Below are 23685 nucleotides of genomic sequence, written 5' to 3'. Positions count from 1 at the left end.
GCACATCCCACTGCGCCCCAGGCGCGCGGCGGGTATGCTCGGAGTGCAGGGCAGATACGGGGAGGCGGACATGGACATCGGGTCGCGCATCAGGGAGCACCGCGCGGCTGCGGGCATGAAGCAAGACGAGCTTGCCCAGGCCTGCTTTGTGAGCCGCCAGACCATCAGCAACTGGGAGCGCAACCGCACGCTCCCCGACATCGAGAGCCTCAAGGCAATTGCCGGCATTTTTGGCACCACGGTCGACGCACTCATTGGCGACGACGCCCCGGCCATCGTGGAGCAGGCCGACGAGGAGGCCCGGCGGCTCGTTTCGCTCTGGGCGGCGAGCTTTGTCTCCCAGATTGCCGTGTTTCTCCTAGCGTTGATGGCCTACAACCAAAATGCAGCTATGAGCGACCTCCTCGCAATTCTCCGGGCATTTTTCTTGGGCGTCTATTTTGCGACTGCCATACCCTTCTACCGCCTGGAACGCAAGAAGGGTATCCGCACAACCAACGATTTGTGCTGCTACGTTACCGACCACATGAAGGAGACCGAGTCACTCGCCATCCGTGCCGCGCGGTCGTACTTTAGGCATTACCGCTTCTGGACGAACCTCATGCTGGGGCTCCTCATTCTGGTATTTCTGCTCGTGATGGGCCCCAATCTGACGCCCGATATCATCATCCTTGCCGCGCTGCTCGTTGTCAGCATACTTGGATTCGCCCACATCGTGGAGCGTTCCGAAAAGGCCGAAAACGCCGACGACTCCGAGGCGCGCTGACATCCGCCCCGCAAAACAAGGGCCCGCGAGCGCTGTCGCCCGCGGGCCCCGTAACCTGCCGTTACGCAGCCAACGTCTTGCCACCGGCAAACGCCCCTACAGCCCGAGCGCCTCGGCAAACTCCGCGAGCGTGCCGGGGATGTCGATCTGCTGCGGGCACACCGCCGCGCAGCTGCCGCACCCGATGCAGGCACTCGGCTTCTTGTCATCGGGCAGCGTGGAGATCATCATGCTCGAGATGAAGTCGCCCTTGCCCGTGAGCTTGTACTGGTTGTACATGGCCAGCAGCTGCGGGATGTCGAGTCCCATGGGGCAGTGGCTCGTGCAGTAATGGCACGCGGTGCACGGCACGGTGCCCTCGGCGGCCATCGCGTCGGCGACCTCCTTGAGGGTGGCAAGCTCCGCCTCGGAGAGCGGCTTGTCTTCGGCAAAGGTGGCGATGTTTTCTTTGAGCTGCTCAAAGTTGGACATGCCGGAGAGCGTCATCACCACCTCCGGGATCCCCTGGATAAACCGAAACGCCCACGCCACCGGCGTCTCGTCGGGGCGCGCCGCGGTGAGCTTGGCCACCGCGTCGTCCGAGAGGTTGGCGAGCTTGCCGCCGCGCACCGGCTCCATGACCCACACGGGGAGGTTCCACTTCTTGAGCAGCACGACCTTACCCTTGGCGTCCTGGAACTCCCAGTCGAGCCAGTTGAGCTGAATCTGGCAGAACTCCATGTGCTCGCCGTACGCCTCGAGGAAGCGCTCCATCACGGGAATCGCCCCATGCGCCGAGAAGCCGAGGTGCCGAATGCGCCCGGCCTCCTTCTGCGCAAGCAGGTAGTCCATGATGCCGTGCGCGGGGTTGAGGTACTCGTCGATGTTCATCTCGCACACGTTGTGGATGAGGTAGAAGTCAAAGTAGTCCACGCCGGTCTTCTCGAGCTGGCGCTCAAAGATCTCCTCGACCTTGTCCATGTTGGCGAGGTCGTACCCCGGAAACTTGGTGGCCAGATAGAAGCTCTCGCGCGGGTGCTTGGCGAGCGCGCGGCCAAGCGCCAGCTCGGAGTTACCGTTATGGTAGCCCCAGGCGGTGTCGTAGTAGTTGATGCCCTGCTCCATGGCGTAGTCGACCATCTGCTGCGTGGCCGTCTCGTCGATCTGGGCGTCGTCGCCGTCGATGACGGGCAGGCGCATCGCACCCAGGCCGAGCGCCGAGAGCTTGAGCCCCTTGAAGTCGCGGTAGATCATAAAACCTCCCCTGCTTACGGTTAACCGGCCCGCCCACCGCGCCGGAGTGCTCCGGCCGCGCGAGCGGATGGGGCCCGCCGCCACGGTAGCGCACGGGTCCGCTTACCGAGCGTACCTGTTGAAGTCAACTCCAATGCAAGGGGCAATCGATACGTTGTGACAATGCGCAGCCGGGCGTTTTGTCCCCGCTTGTCCGCCCGAGCAAGTATCATGGAACCTACGTTATATGCGATCGCCCCGTGGGGCGTGATGGAGGATAGAGATGGACGAGCGCGAGAACGAGGCCGTAGCGGCCGAGACCGAGGTGCAGGGCGGGGCGTTTGCCCCGGAGGCGGCGAGCGACGTGGCTGAGAGCCCGGCAGGCGCGGACGCGGTACAGCTGGCCGCCGTGGGTGTAGGCACAGCTGACGCGGCGGATGAAGCCGAGGCAACCCCTGCCGCAGCCGCAGGGGCAGCCGCTCCAACCGCCGAGACGGCGGAGCCCGAGCAGCCGGCAAACGCCGACCCGGGCACAAGCGGCTCTATCCCCGCGTTCCTCGCGCGCCAGACTCCGGCCGCGCCCGCGGCCCCTGCAGCTACGGCACCCGTCGAGCCCGCCGCGAGCGCACCGGCGAGCCCGGCCGCAGGCGCAGCTGGGTCCGGCACCCCCGCCGCCCCCGAGCACCACGTTGCCGAGGCGGCAGCCGGCGCCGCCAACGCCGTGGGCTCCTTCTTCTCGGAGGGCGTCGGGGCCGTCCGCGCCATGAACGCCGCCCGCAAGGCGCACGCCGAGGCGCGCGAGCACCTCGAGAAGCTCGAGAAGACCGTCGCCGACGAGGAGGCGGAGCTCGAACACCGGCACGATATCGCCTCCCGCTACCAGCAGATCCTCTCTGAGGAGCGCGCCCGCATCGCCGCCGCCGAGCAGAGCCAGAAGCTCGCCGCCGCCGAGCAGGAGCGCATCCAGGCCGAGATCGAGCGCCTTAAAGGCGAGCTCCAACAGATGAAGGACGCCGACGCGCAGACCGAGAAGCGCCTCAAGGCCGCCCTCGACGCCGCCGAGGCAACCGAGGCAAGCGCCCGCGAGCAGGGCACGCGCCTGCAGCGCCGCGTGGACGACGCCAAGCGCAACTTCGAACAGGCCAAGACCGAGCGCGAGGAGGGCGTAAAGGCGGCGCAGGAGGCGGTCAAGAGCGCCAAGGCGCAGCTCGACGGCCTCCGTCAGGAGTTTGCCGAGGTGCAGCGCAACCCCTCGGCCAACTCCGCCAACTACAGCGTACGTGCCCAGGAGCTCGAGCTCCAGATTGCCGACGCGACGGACGCCCTGCGCCGCGCCGAGGCCGACCTGCCGCGCATCACGCAAGAGCTCGAGGACGCCCTTGCCCAGGCGGAGCGCGCCGTGGCCGAGAGCCAGAAGCCCATCGACGCCGCCAAGGCGACCTTTACCGAGGCCTCAACGGCCGCAGACGCCGCGCGCGACGCCTACCAGACCGCCCGCGAGGAGGCCGAGGAGCGCCAGCGCGCGCTCAAAGGGCAGATCTCTGACCAGGAGAAGGAGAAGCGCGCCCAGGAGCAGGCCGCGCGCGACGCCGCGGATGAGGCGACCGCCGCGCAGGAGGCCATTGACGAGGCGGAGGACATCCACGCCCACCCCGAGGTCACCGAGACCATTGCGGCACGCCTCGAGGCCGATCGCGCCGAGCGCGAGGAGCAGGCCGCCGAGGTGGCAAGTCTTGCCGCCGCCGAGAGCGACGTACGCGAGCAGACCCGTGCCTCGCGTCTGCGCTTTGGTGCCGCCATCGCGGGCATCATCGTAGTCGTGGCGCTGATTCTCGTGCTCGTCTTTGTGCTGTAGCGGCACCCGCATACCGTACAAGCCGGCGCGGCCCACCGTATATGCGGCGGGCCGCGCCGGCTTTTTACAGACGCGCCGCTAGCCTTGTCGGACTTCCAGCCCGCACGCGGCTACCCGGTCGAGGTGCAGCGACCCCGCCCTGCGCATGTCCTGCGCCTACATCACATGCGTCGACTCGAGGGCCTCCTCAAAACGCTTGACGGTGTGCGCCGTCGGGCGCCGCAGCAACAGGCCGAGTGCGACTGCGGGCACGGCATAGGCAGCGAGAATGGCCAGTTGGATCCAGAAGTCACCGTTGTAGATGCCAAAGAGCGCCGCGCGCATGGCGCCCTCCGCGTGCACAAAGGGCGGCCACGCGTAGATCGTCTGAAAGACCGGAGGCAGCATCTGCGCGGGAAACGTTCCGCCGGCACCGGCCACCTGCACGACCATGAGAACGACGGCGACCGCCTTGCCGATATCGCCAAACGACGAGGTCAGCGCAAAGATGATGCTGATAAAGACGACGGACGCAACGCATCCCGCGAGCAAGAAGAGCCCCGGGTGTGCGCACTGCACGCCAAGATAGCCCACGTCACCCAGGCAGATGATGGCCGCCTGGATGATACCCGTGCCGCAGAAGAGCGCCAGACGCCCGAGGTAGGCCTGCGTCACCGTGCATCCCGTCTCCTGCAGCGCCCGTGCGCTCGGCGTCGCCTTGATGAGCGCGGCGAGGACCACCCCGCCGATCCAGATGGCGAGCGTCGTGTAGAAGGGTGCCATGGCGGATCCGTTGTTCTCGACGGGGAAGACCGCGTGGCGCTCGATGCTCACGGGCTCGGCCATAAAGGCGCCGAGCTCTGCCGGCGAGGTCAGAAGAATCGTGCGCACCTGGTCCATGTCGGACGAATCGAGGGCGTCGGACAGCTCGCCCTGCAGCTCGCTGATGCGCGTCGCGGCGCTCTCGAGGTCCTCAGCCGTATGGCCGAGTGTGGCGTGCATCCCGTCCAGGTTGCCGCTTGCCGCTTGGGTGGCGGCGGCCACGGCGGCACCGGTCTACTCGAGGTCCTGAAGCGCGGCGTCCGCACCGGTCGCGGTAGCCTCCAAGGTGCCGGCGAGGTCTGCAAGCGAGCCGTCGAGCGAGGTGTTGAGCGAGTCGCCGGCGGTGGTGAGTGCGCCCTGCGCGTCGGAGACCATCTGGGTGAGCTCAGTGCGCGCACTATCGGCATCGGTGCGCCCCTGCTCAAGGTCGCCGACGGTGCCCTCGATGCCTGCCGAGAGGTTCTCGAGCTCTTTGATAGCAAGGTCGACGCGGTCCGAGAGCCCGTCGATGGTCAGGCTGACCTCGTGGATCTTCGTGTACCCGGCTGAGCCGACCTGGTAGCGGCTTTCCATCTGTTTAACGAGCGTGTCTTGGCCATTCAGGCTGTCGGCGACGGTGCGCAGCGCGTCGAGCCGCTGCTGGATGGTGCTGTCAACAGTTGTGAGGGCCGACGTCAAGCGTTCGATGTGCCCGCCAGCGGTTTCCATGGCGCTGCCGATCGCATCGCTCACGCCGTCCAGGCTCGCAGCCCCGGCGTCAAGCGCGCCCTTTACGGAGGCGGTGGTGTTCTTGAGCGTGCCGTCGAGCCCGCGCACGCCGTTGGCGCCGTCGCGCAGGGCGGCGGCAAGGCCGCCCTCGGTGTCGGTCAGGGCGGAAAGCGACGTGGAGCTCGCATTGAGCAGGTGCTGGGCGGACCCAACGAGGTCACCCGCCGCCTGCACGCTGCCGGCGGTGCTCGAGAGAGTCTGCGCGCTTCCGTCGAGCGCGGACTCCATGGCACGAGCGACGGTTGCAAGCTGCCCGTCGTCGAGCGTGTCGGAAAGCTGCTTCAGAGCGCCCGTGCCCACGTCGGTGACGGCCTTGGCAAAACCCGTGTCGGTATGCCGGAGCAGGATACGATGATGCCGAGGACAGAGGCGTTCGTGTGCGGCGTGCTCGACGTTTGCCCCATCCCTAAACGAAGGGGGAGGCACCGCCTCGGTTGCGGCGCCTCCCCGGCATCTCATCTATTAGGGTGGACTCTCCTCGATTCCTCTACCGAAGGGACGAAGACTATCCATACCGCCTGGCTGCCCTGCGACGACGTCTGCGGTCGAATCCCCATCTCACGCGGGGAGAGACGTCGGGCCACCTACACGAACCCCAGAACTACGCGACCTCGGTCCCGCAGGCGACGAGCCCGGCGGCTGATGCTATATCTTCTGTGCCCATCGGACTCACCTCCTCGGTCGGTCGCTGTATCCCGGAGCGACGATTTCCTTGACACCCCTGTTGTTCCCGGGTTGCCAGGGGCCTATACCATATTGCGAGGACGATTTTGCGCACTCCGCGAGCGGTCGAAAAGCACCCGCGAGCGGCTTCGCGTTGGGTCAGTTGGGGACGTGTTCGTTCTGCACCATTTTGGAATGGTGCAGAACGAACACGTCCCCAACTGACCCATCTGACCTACTCGATGAGCATCGCGTCGCCAAAGGAGAAGAAGCGGTAGCGCTCCTCCACCGCCGCGGCGTAGGCGTCCATAATCTGCCCGCGCGTGGCAAAGGCCGACACGAGCATCATGAGCGTGGAGCGCGGCACGTGGAAGTTGGTGATGAGGGCGTCGACCACGTGATAGGTCGAGCCGGGCATGAGGTAGAGATCGGTCGTGGCGTTCTCGCGCACCGTGATGTCGCCGCGACCGAGCGTGTCGGCCCCGTCGGCGCGCCCCTCAAAGCGCCGCGCCACCATGGCGGGCTCGGCCGCAGGGGCATCGGGGTCAAAGGCGCTCTCGAGCGAGCGCACCGCCGTCGTGCCCACCGCGATCACGCGGTGCCCGTTACGCTTGGCCTCGTGCACGGCCTCCACGACCTCGGCCGGCACGTGGTAGCGCTCGGTGTGCATGACGTGCCGGGTGGGGTCGTCCTCCTCCACCAGACGGAACGTGTCGATACCCACCTCGAGCTCGACCGCGGCAAAGCGGGCGCCCTTCTCCTCGATACGCCGCATGAGCTCCGGGGTAAAATGCAGGCCCGCCGTGGGCGCCGCCGCGGAGTGCTCCTCCTTCATGGCGTAAACGGTCTGGTACTTCTCCGGGTCGCCCTGATAATCGGTGATGTAGGGCGGCAGCGGCACGTGACCGGCCGCGTGGATCGCCTCGTCGAGCGTGCGAGGACGGCCGTCTGCGCCTGTGCCCTCGGGCGTAAAGCGCACAAGGCGCCCGCCGCGGCTCTCGGGCACAAAGTCCACGACCTCGCCCGTGAGCACCACCGGCGCGGTCTCGGGCGCATGCGGGCCGCCGGCGCGGTACTCGATCACCGCACCGGGCTTGAGCCGCTTGCCCGGGTTGACGAGGCACTCCCACACGTGCCCGAGCGCGTCGACGTCCTCGCGACGCTTGAGCAAAAGCGTCTCGGCCACGCCGCCCGTGCCGGCCTTACGGCCGATAAGCCGCGCCGGCATGACGCGCGTCTTGTTGATAACGAGCACGTCGCCCGGCTCGATGTAATCGATGATGTCGTAGAAGTGCCGGTGCTCCACAGAGCCGCCGTGCTCGAGCGGCACGGTCTCGCCCGTGGTGGCAAGGGGCTCGCCGCGGTGCAGCACGAGCAGGCGGCAGGAGTCGCGCGGCTCGGCCGGTGCCTGGGCAATCAGCTCCTCGGGCAGGTTGTAGTCAAAGTCGTCGGTGCGCATGGGATCCCTCGTTCTCTCTGATATCGTGTGCCGGGCTATCATACGCCGAGCGAACGTACCCCGCCAAGCGCACAGGAGCGTGGACGCCTGCGGCACACGCACCCTGCACGTGGGCGCCCGGGGCAAGCCGCCTTGGCCCTACGCCTCGCCAAAGAGCGCGTCGAGCACATCCTCCTGCAGCGCGGCAACCGTGCGCTCCAGTACCTCGGGATGGAGCCGGCGCCGATTGAGGAGCGTGAGCGCGAGCACACGGTTCAGGTTCTCCACCTCGCGTACGTCGACGGGGTGCTCGAGCGCCACGATCTCGGTGGCGATCCACCGCACCAGGGCCCCGTCCCCCGCGGGCGCAAGACTCCGCCCCTCGGGGAAGCTCCGCACCAGGCGCGCGTACTCGTCGTAGGTAAAGATGCGAAAGATGTTGCGCTCGCTCCCCCACACCCTGACGAGCCACTGGCCGAACTCCGCGCGCGTGAGCGCACGGCCCGCACGGGCGCGGGCACGCTCGAGCTCGTCCACGCCGCGCTGGCGGTTCTCCATGAGCATCGCATACACAAAGTCGCCCTTGGAGCTAAAGAAGCTGTAGAACGTGCCCTTGGCAATGCCCACCGACCGCGCGACGCGCTCCACGCGGACCGCCGCGATGCCCTCGCCCACCAACAGCTGCCAGCCCACCTCGATCATGCGGTGATAGAGCTCGCTTTTGATCTCTTTGCTAAAGATCGCCGGCATGGCGCGCCTCCTCGCCGGCCAGGGCCGCGGGCTCCGCCGAGGCGGCCTCAGCAGCAACCGCGGCGGCACCGACGAGCTCGCCCTTCGCCGCAGCCGCGGCGGCAGCACGACGGTCGCGCCGGTTCAGCCACTCGCGCACGAGGGCGAGCACCACGCTCAGCGCCACGATGGCCGCCAGCACGTGAAATGCCATGTGCATGCCGTCCATAAAGACATCGGGCCGGCCTTCAACGTAGCTCGTCACCGGATAGCCGATGGACGCCGACATGCCGCCGTAGAGCAGCGCCGACCCCACCGTGATGCCGAGCGACTGACCGAGGTAGCGCATGAGGTTGCCGAGCGACCCCACAAAGCCGAGCGCACCCTCGGGCGCGTGGCCCATAACCATGGAGTTGTTGGGCGCTTGAAAGATCGAGCTGCCAAGCGAGGTGAACATGATGCAGGGGATGAGCACAAAGAGCGGTGTGTCCACCGTAACGAACCCCATGATTACGAGACCGCAGGTGTAGATAGTCTGCCCGATGAGCGTGGGACGCTCGCAGCCCACCTTGTCGGAGATCGCGCCCGAGATGGGCCCGCAGATGGAGTTGACGAGCGGATAGCAGGCCATGATGAGCCCCGAGACGCCCACCGCGATACCGCGCGCCTCTTGCAGGTAGTACGGGAAGATGAACGTGTAGGCGCTCATGGCGAGGAAGACGAGCACCATGTTGACGAGGTCGATCACAAAGCGCGGGTCGCGAAAGACCCCGAGCGTAACGAGGGGCGACGTTGCGTGGTTCTCTACCACCAAAAACGCAGTGAGGAGCGCCGCGCCCACCACGAGCAGAATAACGTTGACCGGGGTGACACCGCGCTCCATCTCGGTGATGGCAAAGAAGATGAGGAGGATCGATGGCACGAGCAGCACCGCGCCCAGCGCATCGAAAGACGGGTGCCACGCCGGGCGGCGGTTGGTGAGCACGCGGAGCCCAACAACAAACGACACGAGGCCGATGGGGATGTTGATGATAAAGATGAACTCCCACGGCAGCGCGGCAACGATGAGCCCGCCGAGCGTGGGGCCGCACATGGCGCCGAGCGCGGTGACGGTGGCAACAAGGCCGAGCGCGCGGCCGCGACCGTCGGGGAAGGTCTCGGTGATGATGCCCTGGTTGTTGGCAAGCGAAGCGGCGCCTCCGAGCGACTGCACCGCGCGGGCGACCACGAGCATCTCAAGCGTGCCCGAGAGCGCGCAGAGGGCGGACCCCACGGTAAAGAGCACCACGCCGATCTGGAAGATCCGCACTTTGCCGAACATATCGCCCAGACGTCCAAAGACGAGGAGCGCCGCGCAGGTGACGATGCTGTAGATGCTCGTGACCCACTGGATCTGCGCCATGTCGACCCCGAGCTCACCCTGCATGGAGGGAAGCGCAACGTTGACAATCGTGCCGTCGAGGATCTCCATAAAGGTCATGCAGAGAATGACCGCGAGGACAAACCCGCGCCGCTGCCCGCGCGGTGCCCCCTGAATTGCCGCCTCACCCGTGCGTTCGCCCATGGGCCGCCTCCCCTTCGCTCCGCCCGACACATCCGGGCACCTCAGATATGCTGTGCTTCTTTTACGGTAATACGTTGAGCAGACGCAACGCCGCGACGGTACGGCGGACTGACACCCTTCCATAAAATGACCAAATTGATTTCAAAGTCATTATTTGGACTGGACTCCAAGGTGACCTATTCGAGCAGTCCAGTATTTAGGTCACAGAATCGGCTCGAACGTGATTGGAACGTACCTGAGGCTGGAGCGAAGCGACAGCCAGACAACGCAGCCCGGGAAGGCAGCGGTTGCTGCGGGGCGAGTCGCGAAGTGAGGCCAATGGCCGCCGAGCCCCGCGGCAACCGCCGCCTCCCCGGGCGGCCAGGTCAAACAGCGCAGCAACCACACAGTGCAGCAGCGAAGTCTACCGCCCAGCCTTCCGCTCGTCCCGAAGCCGCGCGCGATCAAGCGCCGCCTCGGCCGCCGAGAACCGGCAGCCGCAGTAGTTCTGGCGGTACATGCCGAGCTCGCGCGAGCGGCGCGTGGCCTCGGGGTACCACGGGCGAAAGTCGCGGATCACCGGCGTGAGGCCGTGGGCGCGGGCAAGGCGCTCGAGCACGTCGTTACAGGTATCAAAGAGCTGGTAGGGCGAGACGGCAAGCGTGGTGGCAATCGCCCCAAACCCTTCGCACTCGGCCACGCGGCACGCCTCGGCAAGGCGCAAGGCGTAGCAGGCGCGGCACCGGCGCTCGCGCTGACGGGCCCCGATGGGCGCCACCGAGCGCTCCCAGCACGAGGTGTCCTCCTCGGCCTCGATGAGCGGCGTTCCCGTGGCGGCACACCAGCGGCGGAGCTCCTCCAAGCGCCGATCATGCTCGTCCGCGGGCTGGATATTGGGGTTGGTCCAGCAAATGGTGGGCTCAAACCCCTCCTCCTCGAGCAGCCGAACGGGTTCGAGCGAGCACGGGGCGCAGCATGCATGCAATAGCAACCGGGTCATGGGCGCACCTCCATCGTCGCCTCGGCGGTGGGCGCAGCAACGGGCACGGACGCGGCCGGGCACGCGGCATCCGGCCGACCGTCCCTCCTAGCACCAAGGGCCCGCAGTAGCTCAGGCTCGGCGGCATCGTCCGCGTCACCCGCCGCCGGCCCCTCGCCCTCGCCATAAAAGACCACGCCCCACGTCGTGTCCTCGCAGTACGAGATGGCGGGGTTGCGCCTGATGGCCTCCACATAGCCCCAATCTCCCGCGCAGCCCGAGAGGTGAATCGTTGCCACCAGAAGCCCCGCCACCGGGTGGCCGAGCGCCGCACCAACGAGCACGTCGACGAGCGTCACCGCCACCGTGGGGGCAATCGCCACGGCAAGGTAGCGCGAGCGTGGGTAGACGATCCCCTCAGCGCAGGCATAAATCATGCCGAGCTTCCAGTTGGCCCCAAAGGTCACGCGCGTGCCCCGCGGCGCAAAGGCTTTGAAGAGCATCGCGTGCACCACCTCGTGGAGCGCAAGCGATAAAACCGTGGCCACCGCCACCTCAGCGATCCACAAAAGATAGCTCGCCGCGCCACCGCCGTACCAAAAGGCGCGGGCAAGCTCGGGGTCAAAGCTCCCCGGCGCCCAAAGCGCCAGCGCTACAGCCGCGACGAGCGTCGCCACCGTTCCCGCGGCAAACGCCACGAGCGACAGCTGCGACGTCCGCCGCAGAAACGGACGGTCCTCAAAGGTGCGTATGTCGGCAATCTTTCGCATGACCCCCAGCATACACGCAAACCGCGCGCCTGTGCGATAATGAGGGGCCGCGCCTCGGCGCACGGTACCAAATCACCCACGAGCAGGAGTTTTGCCATGGCGTCCAAGCTCAGCACACAACATCGTCCCCAGTGGCCCCGCCGCGCCGTCGTCACGGCCGGCATGCCCTACGGCAACAAGAACCTGCACTTTGGCCACGTGGGCGGCGTCTTTATCCCGGCGGACTTCTTTGCGCGCTTTCTGCGCGATCGCATCGGCGCCAAGAACGTGCTCTTTGTCTCGGGCACCGACTGCTACGGCTCGCCCATCATGGAGAGCTACCGCAAGCTCCACGACGAGCAGGGCTACCAAAAGCGCATCTCGGACTACGTGCAAGAGAACCACGACCGCCAGGCGGCAACGCTCGCCGGCTACGACGTGGCGCCCGACTTCTTTGGCGGGAGCGCCCTCGAGCCGGCCGTGCACGTGCACGAGCAGGTGACCGACGAGATCCTGATGCGCCTCCAGGAGCGCGGCGTGCTCCAGAAGCGCTCGACCCTGCAGTTCTACGACCCCAAGGCGGGGCAGTTCCTCAACGGGCGCCAGGTGCTCGGCCACTGCCCCATCCAGGGCTGCAAATCCGAGAAGGCCTACGCCGACGAGTGCGACCTCGGGCACCAGTTTGAGCCCGAGGAGCTCATATCCCCGGTCTCGGCCCTCACCGGCGAGACCCCCGAGCTGCGCCCGGTGGAGAACCTCTACTTCGACCTGCCGGCCTACCTTGACTACCTGCGCAGCTACACCGCCGGCCTGGAGGGCGACGAGACCGTGCGCTCGGTGGTGGTCAAGACCATGGAGGAGTGGCTCGGCGAGCCGCAGCTCTACATCCAGATGAAGTTCCGCGAGGCCTTCGATGCCATCGAGGATAAGCTCCCCGCGCACACCGTGACCGAGCCCGAGGGCGGCAAGGGGTCCTTTACCGTGACCTTCCCGAGCTGGCGTGAGCGCGACGAGGCCCATGCCGTTCTCAAGGCGGGCGGGGTGCGCTTCCGCTCGGGCAAGGCGCTCGTGCCCTTCCGCATTACGGGCAACATCGAGTGGGGCGTGCCCGTGCCCAACACCTGCGGCTGTTCGGGGCTCACTTGCTGGGTCTGGCCCGAGAGCCTGTGGGCGCCCATCAGCTTTACGCGGACGGCCCTCGCCGCAGATGCGGCAAGCGGCGCGCACCGCTACGCCACGGATGACTGGCACGATTGGTGGTGCTCGCCCGAGGCGCACGTCTACCAGTTTATCGGGCAGGACAACATCTACTTCTACGGCATTGCCCAGACGGCGCTGTGGGAGGCACTCGGCTGCGACATGCAGCAGTCGACCCTTGTGGCCAACTACCACGTGCTCTACATGGGCAAGAAGGCGAGCTCCTCGAGCAAGACCCCGCCGCCGCCCGCCTCGGAGCTCCTCGAGCACTACGACGCCGAGCAGCTGCGCGCGCACTTTTTGTCGCTCGGGCTGGGCGAGAAGCCCGTCTCGTTCTCGCCCAAGGCCTACGACACGCGCGAGACGGGCAAGAACCCGGACGGCACGCCGCTCCTCGCCCGCGACGACAAGCGCGTGATCGACCCGGTGCTCAAGGAGGGCGCGCTCCTCACGGGCGTGTTCAACCGGCTGGCGCGGTCGTGCTTCTACGGCGTGGCCGAGAAGGAAGGCGACCCGAGCTCCGTCCGCACCGGCTGCATCCCGGCCGGCGACCCCTCGCCCGAGACGGCCAAGGCCATCGAGGAGGCCGTGCTCGGCTTTGAGAACGCCGTCCACCGGCTCGAGTTCCACCGCGCGCTCGGGGTGTGCGACGCCTTCCTGCGCGCCGCCAACAAGCGTTGGAGCGACGCGAGCAAGGTCGCCAAGAACGCGCAGGCCGAGGACCAGGCAGCGGGAGATGCGCTCATGCACCAGGCACTCGTGGACGCCTTTGCGAGCCTCCGCGTGGCGACGGTGCTCATGCACCCCATCGTTCCGCGTGGGTGCGAACTCATCTGCGAGCACTTTGCCATGCCCGCCGAGACGTTCTTCTCGTGGGACCACATCCTCGAGACCACCGACGAGCTCGTGGCGGCGCTCGGCGAGGAGCCGGGAACGCACCGCATCGTGGCACTCCCGCCGCGATTTGATTTCTTTAGCTACTAAGGCGTTGCACGAGGCGGGCAGACCTTGCCGCGGCGACCGGGTGCCCTGCACTCGGTCGCCGCTCCTATTGGTACGTACCATTTCGTGTATTTCGGCCTACTGATGGATTGGGTGAAACATGGGCATCGTTGAGAGCGACTTCGCATATGTTCTCGATACGATTCCGCTGGGCTATATCGCCCCAAGTCCCGTGCACGGAAACGGGCTTTTCGCCCGTCGCGATATACCTGCAGGATCAATCCTCACCACACTCGACGGGCAGATTATGTCATGGAGCACCTATCATGAGCTGCGGAGTAGCATTGACTCCACGAACCCTATCCTGTTTTACGAATGGAATGCATTGGAGCGAAATACGCTGCTTGTGCGACCGTTTCGCACAAAGTATAGCTTTATAAACCACTCACGTTTGCCAAACCTGCAAATCGAGCGCTTTCCTTTGCAGGTGGTTGCCATTCGCGACATCGCCCATGACGAGGAACTCTTTCTCGACTATCGAAAAGAACCGCTGAACGAGGAGTACCTTAATGGACACGGCAGAACATACCTGTAAGCTCATCGACGTCGATATCCATGATATCCAAGTTGTAGAGCTTCCCCGGGAAGCCTTACGTCACGCACTCCTCAGCGCGCGCCGACCTCTTGACCCCGGTACTCAACCAAACACCCCTTTATGGGCAAAATCCCTTGAGTATGGTCGGGCTTACCATGGCATATCGTGGCAAAACATTCTCTTCCCAGCCGCAGATGCTCCTCTTCTGGAAGCATCGCTATCGCGCTTCGATACCGTCTATCTGGACGACAAGGTAACCGTTACGGACGTGCTGGACATTCACAGCATGCGCTCTGACCTTCTCTTCGATTCCAATACGATGCAGTGGCTGCTCCTCCATGAGATGAAATTGAGCATCCCAATCGGGGTTTTGGATTCCGCCGCGGCAGACAGTAGCGAAAGCTCCCGCAGGTGCAATTGGTATGCAGCGCTCCGGGACTGCCTTGTTCGTTCCTCGAACGATCAACCAGACCAACGCGCCCCCTGGATACAGTGCGCCGAGAACTCTGCACGCCAAGTTATCTGTTCATATTTCTACCAACTCAAACGATATGCCCTCAACCCCTCCGACATTCGTTTTCCTCCCAACTGCGGAAATCTAAGCTTCTTTTATGTGCCCGACCACCCTGAAGCGCTCTTTCCCTATACGAAAAATGAATTATGTTCGCGTATCGCGCATCTGGGACACAGTGTGGAGCGGATTGAAGGCAGCGAAGCCGACGCTCAGCGGAAAGAACGGCTCTACTATGATTTCGGCGGTAGATACCATACGATTATCGTAGATTCTCAAGACGCGGTTCTGCGCTACATGCCCCTTCAATTCCATGCACAATACTGCTGGGCATATCTACGTACCGCGCACACACTTGTATGCGATATCGAGGATGCCCTTGTCGTGGAATCGCTCTCACAGCGGGACGAGGACTACCTCGATCGCATCATCAACAATATCCAATATGAGCAGTTTTTGTATGCCGAGTTCTCGCGCTCGGTTCAAGCTGATGCCGAAATCCTTACATATATCGATCGAACATGGTCTCTCACCATTTCGCTTACGCAGCTTGAACAGTTCGCAGACAATCTCGCGAGCACGCTTGAGCGCTCATTGCAACGCTCGACAGGAAAAACGGCGAAACGTCAGGAAATGGCATTATTCGCATTGTCGTTGATCCAACTAATCGCCCTCGTAAGCGTATGGGCGGATTATTTAAATCTCATAGAAACCTACGGCGATAAGAACTATGGCACATTCCCCTGGTCGTTGTTTGGCTCAGAACCCATTCTGAACTCATTCAATATCCTGCTTCCCTGGATACTCATTATCGTATCGATAGCGATTATGATGTGGTGCCTTGCGAGAAACGTCAGACAGCATTAGGGCGCTCGCCCCATATTTCAAAGATGCGTTTAGAATGCATCTCGCGATATGCGAGGATATGTCCGCCCCAACGCGGGTGCATTCGGGCATAATCGGCTAATTCAATATGCAGGGGGAAACGATGCAGAATGAACTGACCATGCGACGCGCCGAGCCCGAAGAGGCCGCACGCGTTCTTGAGATTCTTGAGGACGGCAAGCGCTCGATTGCGCGCTTTGGCATCGAGCAGTGGCAGCACGGCTACCCCAACCTCTCGAGCGTTGAGGCCGACCTTGCACAGGGCGCCTGCTGGGTTGCCGAAGACGAGGGCGGTCGGCTGGTGGGCACCCTCGCACTTCGTTTCGATACGGACGCCGAGTACACCGCGCCCGAGCTCACCTGGCTCACGCCCAACGAGAACGCCGCCGGCGAGCCCACATACGCGGCCATCCACCGCTGCGCCACCGCCGCAGAGGCGCTCGAGCGCGGCGTGATGGGCTTTATGTTCAAAGCTGCCGAGGGAATCGCTGCGGCAGCGGGGCGACAGAGCATCCGCGTGGACACGCATCCTGGTAACCACGCCATGCGCAGTTTTCTCGCACGTCAGGGCTTTAGCGAGCTCGCGCCCTTTGAGCTCAAGACCAAAGACGGCACCGAGACCGACCTCACACGTATAGCCTACGAGAAGCTGGTGGGATAGATGGCAACGCTCTACCTCATGCGCCACGGCCAGACCGAATTCAACCTCAAGAAGCTCGTGCAGGGGCACTGCGACGCACCGCTCACACCGCTCGGCATCGAGCAGGCACGCCGCGCGGCGGCATGGTACCGCGAGCACGATGTGCAGCCTGCACGCCTCGCCTCCTCCCCGCTTGGCAGAGCGCGACGGACCCTCGACATCGTGATCGAGGAGAACCCCGGCTTTGAAGCGCTGCCCCGTACCGATGAGGACGGGCTTATCGAGCGCTGCTACGGCACCTACGAGGGCCGGCCGATGAGCGAGTTCCCCGTGAGCCCGTGGATGCCTGGAGACGCCCTCGTGAGCGTTGGCGGAGACTCCGAGGCGAGCGCCCGCGAGCGCGTGGTGGGGACGCTCTGTCGCCTCATGGGCGAGGCAGCCGGTGGCGACGTGCTCGCCGTGGCCCATGGCGCCATCATCAACCTCTTCAAGCTCACGATGGCCCCCCACGCCCGCTGCGAGCAAGACGTGACGCTCTCCAACTGCTGCATCCTAACGTTTGACTACAACAGCGCAGCCAAAACATTCGCCAACACGCAGATCATAAACGTCGCCGACTAAGCAACCGTTACCGGCACCTGAGCAGCGCGGACGCAGGGCGTAACGCAAGCTCCACAAGTAAGGCTTGGAAAGAGTGGCATGCGGCGCCCCCATGCCCGCCTCAGCACGCCGCAGGGGCATTCGGCACCGCACCGACCCCGACACCCGCGCGCCCCGTCACCGCCCCAACCCATGTCGCTCGCGGCGCAACTGAATAGCGCCGACACAGGACGCGGCGCGAGACGTGCATGGTCCCCCGCGAGTTCCACAGGAAAAGGCCCAAGCGGGCCTTTTCCGAGGACTGTCCGAAGCGCCGGACCATGCACGTCTCGCGCCGCGCCCGCCGGGCCGTCCAGCTATTTGCGCTTGGTATGGGAGTTGCGCCAAATCTCGCGCCCGAGCATGAGCGCCAGCACGAAGGCCGCCAGATATCCCAAAAAGCCGATCACCGGGATACCGAAGATCACGGGCTCGATGCGCGCGTAGTAGACAACCGACGAGCCGATGAAGAGGCCCGCGATCACGATCGACATCGAAAGACGGTCGACCACCCCGCCCAAACGCTTAAGCACCTCGTCGGAGCCGATGCCCTCGACGTTGAGTTTGAGCTGCCCGCGTGTGAGCATCCGCGTCGCCAGGCCCAGGTACTCCGCCGCCTCGAGCGAGCCCTTGGCCGCCCGTACCGACCCCTGCGCAAACTCCCGAGCCGACTCGCGCGCCCGGGCATAGGGGCTCTTCTCGCGCTTGATGTGCGCGGAGATGATCTCAATCATGTTGACGTCGGGCATGTACTCGGTAAGGAGCCCCTCGAGGGTCACCATGCCACGCGCGAACATCGTCACCACACTCGGCAGCTCCACCTCATACTTGCGCGCCAGGTTGATGAGCGACGTGAGAAACTTGCCGATGTCGAGGTCGCGCAGATCGAGGCTACCGAAGTCCTGGACGATGTAGTCGAGGTCGGAGAGAAAGGCGGTGTGGTCGATGGCGGCGGAATCCCCGCGCGTCACCGCAAAGCGCATGAGCGAGTCCTTGAGCTTGGGCACGTCGTTCTCCGCCACGGCGAAGATCATGTCGCGCACCACGCCGCGGTCGTGGCGCGACATGCGCCCGACCATGCCGAGGTCGATGAAGTAGATGACGCCGTCGCGCACGATGACATTGCCCGCGTGCGGGTCGGCGTGGAAAAAGCCGTTATCGAGCACTTGCGTGGCGTAGTCGTCCACGATGGTCTCGCCCACCTGATGAAGGTCGTAGCCCGCGCTCACCAGCTTATCGGGGTCGGCGATTGAGATGCCGTCGATGTAGTCCATGACCACGATATGCTCGGTGCAGAGATCGAGGTAGGAGCGAGGGCAGGTAACGTTGGGGTTACCCGCGTGGTAGGCGTAGAACTCGTCAAGGTTGCGCGCCTCCATGAGGAAGTTCGTCTCCTCGCGGAACGACTGCCAGAGCTCCTCGACCACATCCTGCAGGTCGATGAACTGATCGGTCTTTACAAAGCGCGAGATGTGGCGCACGAGCGAGCGCATGATATCGATATCCTGCGCCATGACCTGCTGCGCACCGGGGCGCTGGACCTTTACCGCCACGTCCTCGCCCGTAACGAGACGGGCGCGATGCACCTGGGCAAGCGAGGCGCTGCCGAGCGGGTTGGGGTCGATGGCGTCAAAGAGCTCGCCGAGCTTCTGGCCGTACTCGGCCTCGAGACACTCGAGCACCACCTCGTAGGGCACCGGGTCCACCTCGGTGCGGAGGCGCCGAAGCTCGTCGCAGAACCGCTGCGGCAAGATCTCGGAGCGGTTGGCGAGAATCTGCCCCATCTTGACGAACATGGGGCCCAGCTCCTCGAGCATGCAGCGCAGCCGCACAGGCGTGATGTTGTTCCACACCTCGTACTTGCGCGCCACGAAGAAGATTGTGGCGATGCGGCGGCGGCGTCCCACCGAGGTCAGCTGGTACTTCTCGGTATCGGCCATGACCTCCGGCTCGTCGGGGAAGGCGTCGACTGCGCGCTCGCGGCGGTGCGTGCCGTGCCCTCCAAACGACCCGGCAGGCCGGGGCTCCTCTTCGCTCAATTGCGGCTCATCGGGCACGAGCGGCTCGTGCGCACCCGTGCCCTCCTGCTTGCCCGTCTCCATAGGCTACAGCTTACGCCTGCTCGTCATCGGCGTCGTCCGCAGGCGCATCGGCCGCGGGTGCGTCGTCCTCGGGCTCGTCGGCGTCGGCCGGCTCCTCAACCTCAACTTCGACCTCGACGGTCACGGTTGCGGCGTCGGCCGAATCGACGAGGTCGCGCACGTGCGCCAAGAAGGCGATGCGCTCGGTCTTGGTCATGGGGCGCACGCGGGCGAGTATGAGCTCGTCGAGGATGCGCTCCGCAACCGACGACCCCTGGGCGCCGAGGCGCTCGGTTGCATCGGTGAAGGCGCCGCCGGCCTGGGCAAAGATATCGGCCATCGAGCGGGCAAAGTCGCTCTGTGCGGCATCGCCCCTCACCTCGGAGCCCTTGGCGGCGAACCCGTCAATGACCTCCTTGCCCTTCTCGGCGGCCGTGGCGGCCACCCCGATGCCAACGTTGACCATGTTGTTGATGAGGTCCTCGAAACTCTGTGCCATGGATCCACCTTTCCAGCGGCTTTGGGGATGTTCCCCTTCTACCCCGCACACGTACATCTTAGTTCTCCGCCCGGCGTAGCTCGTGGGTCAGCGGTATCGCCCCCGCCGAAGCGCGGAAACGGGTGGGCGCCCCGGCGGCATCGCTCCAAAGCGTCCGCAGTTAGTTGTCCGACATCGCAAAAGCGTTCTTCATCGAGAGGCTCGTGGTGTAGAGCACGCTTGCGAGCAGCTTCTCGGTCTCGGCCTTGAGGGCATCCGCCATGCGGGTGTTGGCCGCCTCGAGCGCGGCGGGCGCCTCCTCCGGGGCAAGGTCGCGCACCGCGGCCTCAGTCTCGCGCAGCACCTGATGGCCGAGCGCGCCCACCTTCTCGGTATAGCGCTCGATATGCGCCGAGTTATCACGGAAGCGTGCATCGGCGAGCGCCGCGATGATGCGGTTTGCCCAATAGAAGCTCTCGCTCGTCACGCGCTCGCTGGTGTTCTCGAGGTAGGCAGGCGCCGCCTCAACGTTGGTGTAGAAGGGCACGAGCGCGTTGAAAACGTTGGAGCCAAAGGCCATCCACTGCACGCCGCGGCAGCTCTCGGGCAGATAGGGGCGGATCTGCAGCACGGCGAGCTGCCCGTTGCGATTGATGCCGATGGGGCGGTAGAGCCCGCGGGTGGCCTCGGTGCCGAGCTTGCCGTAGGGGTCGTAGGGCGTGCCCTGATAGTGGGCCGAGAGCACGTACTTCACGTCCTCGATGGTGAGCTTGCGCTCCGGCACGCGGCACCACGGGATGGTGTCGGACTCCGGGCCGTGCGCGGCGCCCGGGCCGTCCCAACGGTCGCTCGGGTTGAGGCAGCGCTGCATGTACCAGGCGCGCGGCGTATTGTAGACGTGGTCGCTATCGGAGTGCGAGCCAAACGCCTCACGCGGGTTGAAGACATCGGCCACGCCGGTTGCCTCCGCCTGCGCGGCAAAGCCCACGCTCCCCGGAGCGAACGTGAGATCGAGGTGGTTCTCGGCCATCCAGGCGCGCAGGTCGGCGCTCGCCATGTGCTCGCGCCGGGCGCCCTCTGCGTCAGCAAGGTCGAAGGAGTCGATGCCGAGCTGGTTGGGCATCGTCACATACGCATCGTCGGGCACGCGCTTGGCGATCCAATGGTGACCGCCCACAGTCTCGAGCCACCAGATTTCGTCCACGTCGGAGAAGGCGATGCCGTTCATCTCGTAGGTGCCGTAGCGGGTGAGAAGCTCGCCCAGGCGCTGGACGCCCTCGCGGGCAGAGCGGATGTAGGGCAGCACGAGAGTGACCATGTCCTCCTCACCGATGCCGCCGACGACCTCAGGCTCATAACCCTCCTCGCCCTCCGTGCCGTGGGCGGGGCGGTAGACGACGAGCGGGTCGGCACCGAGCACGCGCTCGTTAGAGGTGATGGTCTCGGTCGCGGTCATGGCCACGTTGGCCTCGTTGATGCCCGCCGCGGCCCAGATGCCGTGACCGGGCAGCGCATCGGGCACGCTCATGTAGCGCATCGGCTCCTCGGGGAGCTCGATCGTGACGTGCGACTCCACCGCCTTGTAGGTGCGCGGCTGCTCCTCGGGCTGGACGACGTGCATCTTCTTGGGCTCAAACTGCCCGCCGGGCGAGTCCTCGTTGCGGGCGATGATGGTCGAGCCGTCGTAGCTCGCCGCCTTACCGATCAAGATCGTGGTACATGCCATAAGGACTCCTATCTGTGGTTTGCTCCCGGCGGTCCACCCTCCCGCCTCAGGGGCCGGCGGCGGGGGTTCCCTGCTCAAACAGTCCTCGGATTTGACGCTTCGCGTCGAATCCTGCGGAACTCGCGATGAACCCCCGCGGTCGGCCGCTGGGGCGGGAGGGCAGACCTGCGCGCACTCCGATACTCACTGAGGGAAGAGAGTGCGCGGGGCGGCTGGGTTGATGCGGGTACTATCCTAGCGCGTTCTCGAGGGCGAGGCGAATCGGCCCAGGCTCTTACGCGGGCGGCTCCATCCCCAGGTGCTCAAAGGCAACCGGCGTGGCCTGACGTCCCTGCGGCGTGCGCACGATGAGCCCGCGCTGCAGTAGGTAGGGCTCATACACATCCTCGAGGGTCGACTGGTCCTCGCCCACCGCGCTTGCCAAGGTGGAAAGCCCCACGGCGCGGCCGCGGTACGTCCGAGCGAGCGTCTCCAAGATGCGGATGTCCATCCAGTCGAGCCCGAGCTCGTCGATCTCAAAGAACTCGAGCGCCTCGCGGGCAATCGCAAGGTCAACCGAGCCCGTTCCGCGCACCTGGGCGTAATCGCGCACGCGCTTGAGCAGACGGTTGGCAAGACGCGGGGTGCCGCGCGAGCGCGAGGCGATCTCAATCGCAGACTCCTCGTCCACCTCTACACCCAGAATCGAGGCCGAACGCAGCACGATCTGCGCCAAGTCCTTGACGGCGTAGTAGTCGAGCCTGAACGAGATGCCAAAGCGGTCGCGCAGGGGCCCGGTCAGCATGCCCGAGCGCGTGGTGGCGCCCACAAGGGTAAAGTGCGGGATCTCGAGCCGGATGGAGCGCGCGGCCGGCCCCTTGCCGATCACGATATCGAGCGCGAAGTCCTCCATCGCCGGGTAGAGGATCTCCTCCACCGAACGGTTGAGCCGGTGGATCTCGTCGATAAAGAGCACATCACCCGGCTGCAGGTTGGTAAGGATGGCCGCAAGGTCGCCCGTACGCTCGATGGCCGGCCCAGAGGTCGTCTTAATCTGCGCTCCCAGCTCGTTGGCGAGGACGGTAGCGAGCGTCGTCTTGCCCAAGCCCGGCGGGCCCGAGAAGATCACGTGGTCGAGGCACTCGCCGCGGCTCTGTGCTGCCTCGATGAGGATGCGTAGGCTCTGTTTGATGTGGTCCTGTCCGCAGTAATCGTCGAGCTTCTGGGGGCGCAGGCTCCGCTCCACATCGAGGTCATCACTCGTAAGGTTGCCCGTCACAAAGCGGTCGCCCCGCGCGGCATGCGCAGGAGACGACGCGGGCGCATCTGCCCACAGGTCGCGCGAGTCATCGGCCTCCCACATCATGCCTCCATCCCAAGCCGCTTGAGCGCTGCGCCGAGAAGCTCCTCGACGCGCATATCCTTGTCATCATACCCGTCGAGTGCGAGCTCGGCCTCCTGCGGGGTAAAGCCCATGGAGAGGAGCGCCGCGCGCGCATCCTCCACCGCCGAGGCCGACGCGGGGGCGAGCGGCAGCTGTCCGGGCAGGGGCACCGTAGCCCCGGCGAGCGATCGGTCCTTGGCGAGCGTGCCCTTGAGCTCGAGGATAAGGCGCTGGGCGGTCTTCTTCCCCACGCCCGGCACCGTCGCCATGCTCTTGGCGTCCTCGGCCATCACCACGGTGTAGAGCTGCGATACGGAGAACTTGGAAAGGACGGAGAGCGCCATGCGCGGCCCCACGCTCGATACAGCGATGAGCCGGTCAAACATCGCCCGCTCCTCACTCGTGGCAAACCCGTAGAGCGACATAACGTCGTTAGCCAACCTGAAGCGCGTAAAGAGCTGCACCTCCTCGCCCACCGCAGGGAGGGCCGCGGCCGTCGTGCCCGAGATGCCGAGCTCAAAGCCCACGCCCCCGGCGTCCACCACCGCTTGCGAGGGCGTAGCCTCAACGAGAATGCCGTGCAGAAGCGCAATCATGATACGGGTCGCCTTTCTGTTGGATGTAGCCGCCACCGGAGAGCACCGCCGTGCGCGCGAGGTGCGCATGGCAGATGGCGCACGCGAGGGCGTCAGCTGCGTGGTCGGGCTTGGGATCGTGGTCGAGATGGAGGAGGTTGCGCACCATAAAGGTAACCTGTCGCTTGTCCGCCGCGCCCGTACCCACCACGGCCTGCTTGATCTGCATGGGCGTGTACTCACCCACCGCCACTCCGGCAAGCGAGCACGCCACGAGCGCTGCGCCGCGCGCATGGGCCGTGGGGATGGCGGAGCGGGCGTTCGCGCCGAAGTAGATGCTCTCCACCGCGGCCGCCTCGGGGCCGTACCGCCCCACCACGCGCGCAAGGTCGTCCACGATGGCCCGGAGGCGCTGATCGAGCGGCTCGTGCGCCTCGGTATGGATGCAGCCGTAGGCCCGACAGCGAACCTCGCCCCGGCGTTCCTCCACGATGCCCCACCCCGTATTGGCCAAGCCGGGGTCTATGCCCAAAATCACCATCCGTCGCAC

Annotated in this window: 21 protein-coding genes; 7 read left to right on the top strand and 14 right to left on the bottom strand. The window is 65.3% G+C overall.

All coding sequences use genetic code 11. The features are described 5' to 3' along the window. The first annotated feature begins 70 nt into the window (after window positions 1–70). Window positions 71–766 carry a helix-turn-helix transcriptional regulator gene (locus tag B5G20_RS02075; RefSeq protein WP_158094364.1) on the top strand — a complete coding sequence of 232 codons (696 nt, stop codon included), beginning with the start codon at window positions 71–73 and terminating at the stop codon, window positions 764–766. 96 nt (window positions 767–862) lie between these two features. On the opposite strand, the gene B5G20_RS02070 is transcribed toward B5G20_RS02075, so the two are convergent. Beyond that, entirely contained in the window at window positions 863–1999 is a 1137-nt protein-coding gene (locus tag B5G20_RS02070; protein WP_087354526.1) for an aldo/keto reductase, read from the bottom strand. 262 nt (window positions 2000–2261) lie between these two features. Here B5G20_RS02070 and B5G20_RS02065 point away from each other — a divergent pair, with 262 nt between their 5' ends. After that, window positions 2262–3833, top strand: coding sequence for a hypothetical protein (locus tag B5G20_RS02065; protein ID WP_087354524.1), 1572 nt, complete (start codon window positions 2262–2264; stop codon window positions 3831–3833). Window positions 3834–3989: 156 nt separating this feature from the next. On the opposite strand, the gene B5G20_RS02060 is transcribed toward B5G20_RS02065, so the two are convergent. From B5G20_RS02060 to B5G20_RS02030, 7 genes are all read right to left on the bottom strand, one after another. After that, window positions 3990–4814: a YhgE/Pip family protein gene (locus tag B5G20_RS02060; RefSeq protein WP_143750196.1), complete on the bottom strand. Its 825-nt coding sequence runs from the start codon at window positions 4812–4814 to the stop codon at window positions 3990–3992. Between the two features lie 54 nt (window positions 4815–4868). Continuing rightward, entirely contained in the window at window positions 4869–5828 is a 960-nt protein-coding gene (locus B5G20_RS02055) for a hypothetical protein (protein WP_158094363.1), read from the bottom strand. A gap of 472 nt (window positions 5829–6300) precedes the next feature. Continuing rightward, complete coding sequence (queA, locus tag B5G20_RS02050) at window positions 6301–7524, bottom strand: tRNA preQ1(34) S-adenosylmethionine ribosyltransferase-isomerase QueA (RefSeq protein WP_087354518.1); 1224 nt, start codon at window positions 7522–7524, stop codon at window positions 6301–6303. Between the two features lie 138 nt (window positions 7525–7662). Further along, the gene (locus B5G20_RS02045; protein ID WP_087354516.1) at window positions 7663–8253 is read right to left on the bottom strand and encodes a TetR/AcrR family transcriptional regulator; all 591 of its coding nucleotides are present in this window, start codon (window positions 8251–8253) and stop codon (window positions 7663–7665) included. Next, window positions 8237–9796: an MFS transporter gene (locus B5G20_RS02040; protein ID WP_087354514.1), complete on the bottom strand. Its 1560-nt coding sequence runs from the start codon at window positions 9794–9796 to the stop codon at window positions 8237–8239. The genes B5G20_RS02045 and B5G20_RS02040 overlap by 17 nt, the downstream gene beginning before the upstream one ends. 403 nt (window positions 9797–10199) lie before the next feature. Next, window positions 10200–10775 carry an epoxyqueuosine reductase QueH gene (locus B5G20_RS02035; RefSeq protein ID WP_087354512.1) on the bottom strand — a complete coding sequence of 192 codons (576 nt, stop codon included), beginning with the start codon at window positions 10773–10775 and terminating at the stop codon, window positions 10200–10202. Continuing rightward, window positions 10772–11524 (bottom strand): DUF3267 domain-containing protein, encoded by a 753-nt coding sequence (locus B5G20_RS02030; protein WP_158094362.1) that lies wholly within the window; start codon window positions 11522–11524, stop codon window positions 10772–10774. The genes B5G20_RS02035 and B5G20_RS02030 overlap by 4 nt, the downstream gene beginning before the upstream one ends. A gap of 96 nt (window positions 11525–11620) precedes the next feature. Between B5G20_RS02030 and B5G20_RS02025 the strand changes: the two genes are divergently transcribed. The 5 genes from B5G20_RS02025 (at window position 11621) to B5G20_RS02005 (ending at window position 16894) form a co-directional block, all read left to right on the top strand. Beyond that, window positions 11621–13684 (top strand): class I tRNA ligase family protein, encoded by a 2064-nt coding sequence (locus B5G20_RS02025; RefSeq protein ID WP_087354508.1) that lies wholly within the window; start codon window positions 11621–11623, stop codon window positions 13682–13684. A gap of 118 nt (window positions 13685–13802) precedes the next feature. Next, a complete protein-coding gene (locus B5G20_RS02020) occupies window positions 13803–14237 on the top strand; it encodes an SET domain-containing protein (protein ID WP_087354506.1) in 435 nt (144 codons plus the stop codon). After that, window positions 14212–15615, top strand: coding sequence for a hypothetical protein (locus B5G20_RS02015; RefSeq protein WP_087354504.1), 1404 nt, complete (start codon window positions 14212–14214; stop codon window positions 15613–15615). The genes B5G20_RS02020 and B5G20_RS02015 overlap by 26 nt, the downstream gene beginning before the upstream one ends. A gap of 121 nt (window positions 15616–15736) precedes the next feature. Beyond that, entirely contained in the window at window positions 15737–16294 is a 558-nt protein-coding gene (locus B5G20_RS02010) for a GNAT family N-acetyltransferase (protein WP_087354502.1), read from the top strand. Next, complete coding sequence (locus tag B5G20_RS02005) at window positions 16295–16894, top strand: histidine phosphatase family protein (RefSeq protein ID WP_087354500.1); 600 nt, start codon at window positions 16295–16297, stop codon at window positions 16892–16894. 335 nt (window positions 16895–17229) lie between these two features. Here B5G20_RS02005 and B5G20_RS02000 read toward each other — a convergent pair whose 3' ends face one another. The 6 genes from B5G20_RS02000 to ruvC all read right to left on the bottom strand — a co-directional run bounded on the left by B5G20_RS02000 (window position 17230) and on the right by ruvC (window position 23676). Next, the gene (locus B5G20_RS02000) at window positions 17230–18852 is read right to left on the bottom strand and encodes an AarF/UbiB family protein (protein ID WP_204207624.1); all 1623 of its coding nucleotides are present in this window, start codon (window positions 18850–18852) and stop codon (window positions 17230–17232) included. A gap of 172 nt (window positions 18853–19024) precedes the next feature. After that, window positions 19025–19492 (bottom strand): hypothetical protein, encoded by a 468-nt coding sequence (locus tag B5G20_RS01995; RefSeq protein ID WP_087354496.1) that lies wholly within the window; start codon window positions 19490–19492, stop codon window positions 19025–19027. Between the two features lie 160 nt (window positions 19493–19652). Next, window positions 19653–21197 (bottom strand): C69 family dipeptidase, encoded by a 1545-nt coding sequence (locus B5G20_RS01990; RefSeq protein ID WP_087354493.1) that lies wholly within the window; start codon window positions 21195–21197, stop codon window positions 19653–19655. 274 nt (window positions 21198–21471) lie between these two features. Further along, window positions 21472–22539: a Holliday junction branch migration DNA helicase RuvB gene (gene ruvB / locus B5G20_RS01985; protein ID WP_087354491.1), complete on the bottom strand. Its 1068-nt coding sequence runs from the start codon at window positions 22537–22539 to the stop codon at window positions 21472–21474. Continuing rightward, window positions 22539–23156 (bottom strand): Holliday junction branch migration protein RuvA, encoded by a 618-nt coding sequence (ruvA, locus tag B5G20_RS01980; protein WP_087354489.1) that lies wholly within the window; start codon window positions 23154–23156, stop codon window positions 22539–22541. The genes ruvB and ruvA overlap by 1 nt, the downstream gene beginning before the upstream one ends. Next, the gene (gene ruvC, locus B5G20_RS01975) at window positions 23125–23676 is read right to left on the bottom strand and encodes a crossover junction endodeoxyribonuclease RuvC (protein ID WP_087354487.1); all 552 of its coding nucleotides are present in this window, start codon (window positions 23674–23676) and stop codon (window positions 23125–23127) included. Before ruvC ends, ruvA begins: the two co-directional genes overlap by 32 nt. Window positions 23677–23685: the final 9 nt, after the last annotated feature.

Origin of the sequence: Collinsella sp. An7 (genome assembly GCF_002159335.1) — a bacterium.
GTDB lineage: Bacteria > Actinomycetota > Coriobacteriia > Coriobacteriales > Coriobacteriaceae > Coprousia.
The sequence above is the reverse complement of the archived record's forward strand: the minus strand, read 5'-3'. Positions and strand labels throughout refer to the sequence as shown.